Origin of the sequence: uncultured Maritalea sp. (assembly GCF_937139385.1) — a bacterium.
Lineage (GTDB): Bacteria > Pseudomonadota > Alphaproteobacteria > Rhizobiales > Devosiaceae > Maritalea > Maritalea porphyrae_A.
Genome location: NZ_CAKZPW010000376.1, coordinates 1 through 5,013 on the forward strand (window position 1 = coordinate 1; position 5,013 = coordinate 5,013).

The 5,013-nt window shown below is 48.7% G+C and carries 6 protein-coding genes and 1 tRNA gene; 3 read left to right on the forward strand and 4 right to left on the reverse strand.

Annotation, left to right across the window (positions count from 1 at the left end):
- The 3 genes from Q0231_RS15120 to Q0231_RS15130 all read left to right on the forward strand — a co-directional run.
- On the forward strand, positions 1 to 467 hold a 467-nt coding region (locus Q0231_RS15120), incomplete at its 5' end, for an alpha/beta hydrolase (RefSeq protein WP_299348783.1).
- Between the two features lie 95 nt (positions 468 to 562).
- Complete coding sequence (locus Q0231_RS15125; protein ID WP_299348785.1) at positions 563 to 1,171, forward strand: NTP transferase domain-containing protein; 609 nt, start codon at positions 563 to 565, stop codon at positions 1,169 to 1,171.
- Between the two features lie 109 nt (positions 1,172 to 1,280).
- Positions 1,281 to 1,356: transfer RNA gene (locus tag Q0231_RS15130), tRNA-Asn, on the forward strand.
- Positions 1,357 to 1,381: 25 nt separating this feature from the next.
- Here the strand turns inward: Q0231_RS15130 and Q0231_RS15135 are convergent.
- The 4 genes from Q0231_RS15135 to Q0231_RS15150 all read right to left on the reverse strand — a co-directional run.
- Complete coding sequence (locus Q0231_RS15135; RefSeq protein ID WP_299348787.1) at positions 1,382 to 2,083, reverse strand: SDR family NAD(P)-dependent oxidoreductase; 702 nt, start codon at positions 2,081 to 2,083, stop codon at positions 1,382 to 1,384.
- A 68-nt stretch (positions 2,084 to 2,151) separates the two neighbouring features.
- Positions 2,152 to 2,964: an ABC transporter permease subunit gene (locus Q0231_RS15140; protein WP_269394310.1), complete on the reverse strand. Its 813-nt coding sequence runs from the start codon at positions 2,962 to 2,964 to the stop codon at positions 2,152 to 2,154.
- Between the two features lie 8 nt (positions 2,965 to 2,972).
- Positions 2,973 to 3,920, reverse strand: a complete 948-nt coding sequence (locus tag Q0231_RS15145; RefSeq protein ID WP_269394311.1) for an ABC transporter permease subunit — start codon at positions 3,918 to 3,920, stop codon at positions 2,973 to 2,975.
- Positions 3,917 to 5,013 (reverse strand): polyamine ABC transporter ATP-binding protein (locus tag Q0231_RS15150; protein WP_299348791.1); only part of this gene is annotated, 1,097 nt, incomplete at its 5' end. The genes Q0231_RS15145 and Q0231_RS15150, both read right to left, overlap by 4 nt.

Sequence of the window (5,013 nt, forward strand, 5' to 3'; positions counted from 1 at the left end):
CTGACCTTGTTGCTCGTTTGGTTTTGGTCGAAACCAACTATTGCTCTGGCGATGGCTTGCTCGATACGCTGTCCTTGCAGTTGGCTAAAGTCATATTGCGTTCGACGCCTTGGGAACGGCTGCGCAAGCACATTCTGGATCTACACGGAAAGCACTCAATCGAATCGAATTTGTATTTGGATTCTGTTTTACCTCCGACTGCAGAACCCGTTTTGGCGCGCGATATAATGCTCGCGGCGCTTGATTGGAACGGCAAAAAACAGCTGCCGAAAATACCCGTGCAGACCGACGTTGTTGTGGGCGAGTTTTTTAATAGAACAGCCCAACAAGCTGAACAGTTTGCAGAACTCATACCAAACGCAACGCTGCACAAAATTGACGGCGCGGGTCACTTGGTCAATCTTGATGCGCATGAGACGTTCAATTCGATCCTGCTTGATTCCGCTCGCGTCGAATTAGTAGCTTAAAAACAGCTTCGGGGCGCTTAAAGGTTGCACTGGTGCCCTTCGCGAAAATAACCTAAGAAATGGCAACTATCATATAGGGTTTCTAAGGTTCAGCCATGGCGATATTCGGCGTAATGCTTGCAGGTGGTGGTGGCGTGCGATTGGGCGGCGTCGACAAAGCCCAGCTAAAGCTGGGAAATACAAACCTTGCCACCCTCGTCTACAATCAGATTTTTCCGCAATCTGATTTCTTGAGCATTACTTTTGCACCAGATAGTGAGCGTTCGTCACTGCCTGAAAATGTTGCGCGATTAACCGACAAATTTGATCCACAGATTGGCCCGCTGGGCGGTATCTACGCTGGTTATGAATGGGCAAAGAGTTTGGGCGCAAAAGATCAGAACGACTATTTGCTGATTGTTCCGATTGATAGCCCGCTTTTCCCGAGCGATTTTGTTCAACAGGCCGTGCCCCTCATGCAAATCAGTGATGTGGTGGTGGCCCGGTATGGTGATCAGGAATACCCCACTTGCAGTTTGTGGCGCTGCGGAGCTGCATCAAGAATTGGAGCAACAAGGTCGGGCGCGCGAAACAACTCGGTTCGAGGATATTTGGATAAACTGGAAGTTGGTTACATTGATTTTTTGTCGTCACACCCTGAAAATCCATTCAAGAACGTCAACAAAATTAGCGACTTAATTAAACTAAGTGCCCGAACCACCTAATTTGGTCGATACAAACAAAAAAGTTTGAAAAAATGGCAAAAAAGGTCTTGGCAAGCCCGTTCAAAACAGTTAAACCCCGTCTCACCTGATCATCAGGAATGTTTGGTGATCCTCAGTAGCTCAGTTGGTAGAGCAATCGGCTGTTAACCGATTTGTCGCAAGTTCGAGTCTTGCCTGAGGAGCCAAAAACAACTCTCTGAAATTGCTGACTTAACTTTGCACTCGGCTGCCGTCATAGGCGAACTGATATCCGCTGTCATTTGGTACCAATCCATCAATGACGCTCAGCAGTTTCTTCGCGGCTATAAGTGGCGTGAATTTTTCGCTTGGCGTGTTGTAGTTTTCAGATAGTCGCGTAGCCACTGTGCCGGGGTGCAGTGCGACACAAATGTGCTGTTTCTGTTTCCGTTGTATTTCGATTGATGCGGTACGTACAATTTGATTCTTAGCTGCTTTTGCGGCCCTATAACTCACCCAACCACCAAGTTTATTGTCTTCAATTGAACCAACTCTAGCGCCGAGCGTTGCAAAGACCGATCGTTCGCCCGGGCGCATCAATGGCGCGAAGTGTTTAATGATTAGCGCTGTTCCAATGGCGTTGATCGCAAAATGCGCGGCCATGTTTGCAGGATCAATTTCGGCAAAGGCGCGCTCGGGTCTTTTGCCGTCGATTTCAAGCGCACCAGTGGCGTCTATTATCAGGTCAAACAACGCCCCTTCGTTTTGAAAGTGGTTGCTCGCTTCAATAATTGAGGGCTCAGTCCTCAGATCAAAGCCTTCGAAACTCGCTCGATCCAAACGGGTAACATATTGGCAATTGCCGTGTGCTTCCAATTGTTCAAGGAATGCTCCACCAATCCCACCGGTTGCCCCTATGACTAACGCATTAAAACTCTGACCCAAACTTTGCATGGCGCTCCCCTTTTCTGTTGAGGTTTACGCACCACTTGTGTTCTTAGATCACCGTTTAAGTTTCACGCTCACTCCACAGGCTTCGTTCTTGGCGATTTGAGCAGTTGCCAGGCGGCAAGTCCCACGCCAAGTGCGACCACACCAATCATTAAGCTGGCCAACGCATTGATTTCAGGGCTAACGCCCAAGCGGACTTTGGAAAAAATCACCATCGGCAAGGTCGATGCCCCCGGACCCGACACAAAGCTGGCGATCACCAAATCGTCCAACGATAGGGTGAAAGACAAAAGCCAACCGGACATCAATGCTGGGGCGATTGTGGGCAGGGTGATATCAAAGAAAACGCGCACGGGCTTGGCACCAAGGTCCCTCGCCGCTTCTTCAATCGACTCGTCAATATCGCTCAACCTTGATTGCACAACAACGGCTACATAGGCCAAGCAAAACGTCGTATGGGCGATAACAATTGTCGTAAAACCGCGTCCTGCCGGCCATCCAAACATTGATTCCATTGCAACAAATAAAAGCAACAGGGACAAACCGGTAATCACTTCGGGCATAACCAACGGCGCGGCTGTCATCCCGCTGAGCATTGGCTTGAACCAGAACCGTCCCAGCCGTGTCAGCACAAATGCCGCAAGTGTGCCAAGCACCAGTGCCAAGGACGCACTGATAAAGGCGATGCGAAGGCTGATCCAGGCGGCGCCCAATATTTGGGGGTCCTGCAACAGCTCACCATACCAGTGTGTTGAAAAGCCCCCCCAAACCGTTACCAGTTTTGATTTGTTGAAACTAAACACCACAAGAACAATGATGGGGATGTAAAGAAACGCAAATCCCAAGAACGTTGCGATGGGTAAGAACCTGAATCTCTTTGTCATAACAACTCCTACAGCGTTTCTGATCGGTTTTGGCCGTCTTGAGCTTTTTGCAAAAGCATAATCGGCAACACCAACACCAACAGCATGATGATGGCGACAGCTGAGGCGGTCGGCCAATCGCGATTCCGGAAAAACTCATCCCAGAGCACACGCCCGATCATATTTGTGTCAGGCCCACCGAGCAGAGCGGGAATTACAAACTCACCAACGACGGGAATGAAAACAAGCATACAGCCTGCCAACATCCCCGGGAGAGACAATGGCAATGTCACTGTTAAGAAAGTGGTGAACGGCCTTGCGCCGAGGTCGCTTGAGGCCTCAAGCAATGACCCATCCAGCTTCACCAGGTTGGCGTAAAGCGGCAAAATCATAAAGGGCAAATAGGTGTAAACAATGCCGATATAGACAGCGAAATCTGTTTGCATCATTACCAATGGCTCATTGATGATGCCAATGCTCATCAGAAGATTGTTGATGTATCCATTGCCCTTCAGGATGCCAATCCATGCATAGACACGAAGCAAAAAAGACGTCCAAAATGGCATAATTACCAACATCAACAAGATGTTGCGCCACCGTCCACTTGATCGCGCAATGAAATATGCCATCGGGTATCCAACCAACAGCGCAAAAATGGTTGAAAAGAATGCGATGCGCAACGAAGACCCATAGGCCGCGAGGTACAAACCATCTTCAACCAAATACTGATAGCTAAGAAAGCTGAAATTCAGCGCAAAACCTGATTCAGTGCCTTGAACGAGTTTGGAATATGGGGGGCGCGCAATCATCGCCTCGGCGAAGGAGATTTTTAGAACAACGATGAACGGAATCAGAAAGAATACGAGCAACCAAAGCGTTGGGACTGCAATCACCAGTCCTTTTCCACTCAAGCCAAATCGGGCAAGAAACCTAGCAGTCCACTGAAACGGTTTTGAGTTGACGATCGATTCTGTCATGATTGGAGCACCACCCCAGCCGTTTCGTCCCAGGTGAGATAGACTTCTTCATCCCAAGAAATTGCTTCATCATCTCTGCGAACACGATTGGATTGTGTTGCTTTCACAACCTTTCCACTATCAAGCTTGATGCGGAACACACTCAGATTGCCCATGTAGGCAACGTCTTCCACCATACCTTTAAGGATGTTGGAATCGCCGTCAGGTCGTTTTCGATTCAAAATGAGTTTCTCAGGGCGAATGGCAAACCAGAGTTTTTGGTCAGGTGAACAACTAACGCCGTGCCCCACAAAAATCTCTGTACCTGCCTCTTGAGACTCTATGCGCACAAAGTCTTTGTCGTCTTCCTTCACGCGCCCTTCAAACATATTCACTGAGCCGATGAAATCGGCAACAAATCTCGTGTTTGGGTATTCGTAAATCTCGGGAGGTTCGCCCACCTGGACGATTTCACCATAGTTCATGACGCCAATGCGAGTGGCAAGCGTCATCGCCTCTTCTTGATCGTGGGTAACCACCATAAAAGTGATGCCCAAGCTTTCTTGTATTTTGATTAGTTCAAACTGCGTTTCTTCACGCAGTTTTTTGTCGAGCGCGCCCAAGGGTTCATCAAGTAACAGCAGTTTGGGCCGTTTAATCAACGAACGTGCCAGCGCCACCCTTTGGCGTTGCCCACCAGAAAGTTGATCGGGCTTGCGCTTGCCAAAATTGCTCATTTGGACCAAACCAAGCATGTCAGCAACCTGGTCAGCTATTTCGGACTTAGCCACGCCGTCGCGTTTCAACCCATAAGCGATGTTCTGCTCCACACTCATATGTGGGAACAACGCATAAGATTGGAACATCATGTTTGTTGGTCGTTCGTGCGAGGGAATTCCGGCCATATCTTGGCCGTCGATTTCAATTGTGCCTGAAGTTGGGGTTTCAAACCCTGCCAGCATTCGAAGCAGCGTGGATTTTCCACTACCAGAACCACCCAATAGGCAAAATAATTCGCTGCGAAATACATCAAGGCTGACGTCATCAACGGCGATGAAATCGCCAAATTTCTTAGTTAGCTTTTTGATACGGATAAATGGCTTTTCACCAGGCC

Bases quoted from the DNA above. Each gene is read 5' to 3' on its own strand.
- Q0231_RS15125 (WP_299348785.1), top strand. From the start codon at position 563: ATGGCGATATTCGGCGTAATGCTTGCAGGTGGTGGTGGCGTGCGATTG.
- Q0231_RS15135 (WP_299348787.1), bottom strand. From the start codon at position 2,083: ATGCAAAGTTTGGGTCAGAGTTTTAATGCGTTAGTCATAGGGGCAACC.
- Q0231_RS15140 (WP_269394310.1), bottom strand. From the start codon at position 2,964: ATGACAAAGAGATTCAGGTTCTTACCCATCGCAACGTTCTTGGGATTT.
- Q0231_RS15145 (WP_269394311.1), bottom strand. From the start codon at position 3,920: ATGACAGAATCGATCGTCAACTCAAAACCGTTTCAGTGGACTGCTAGG.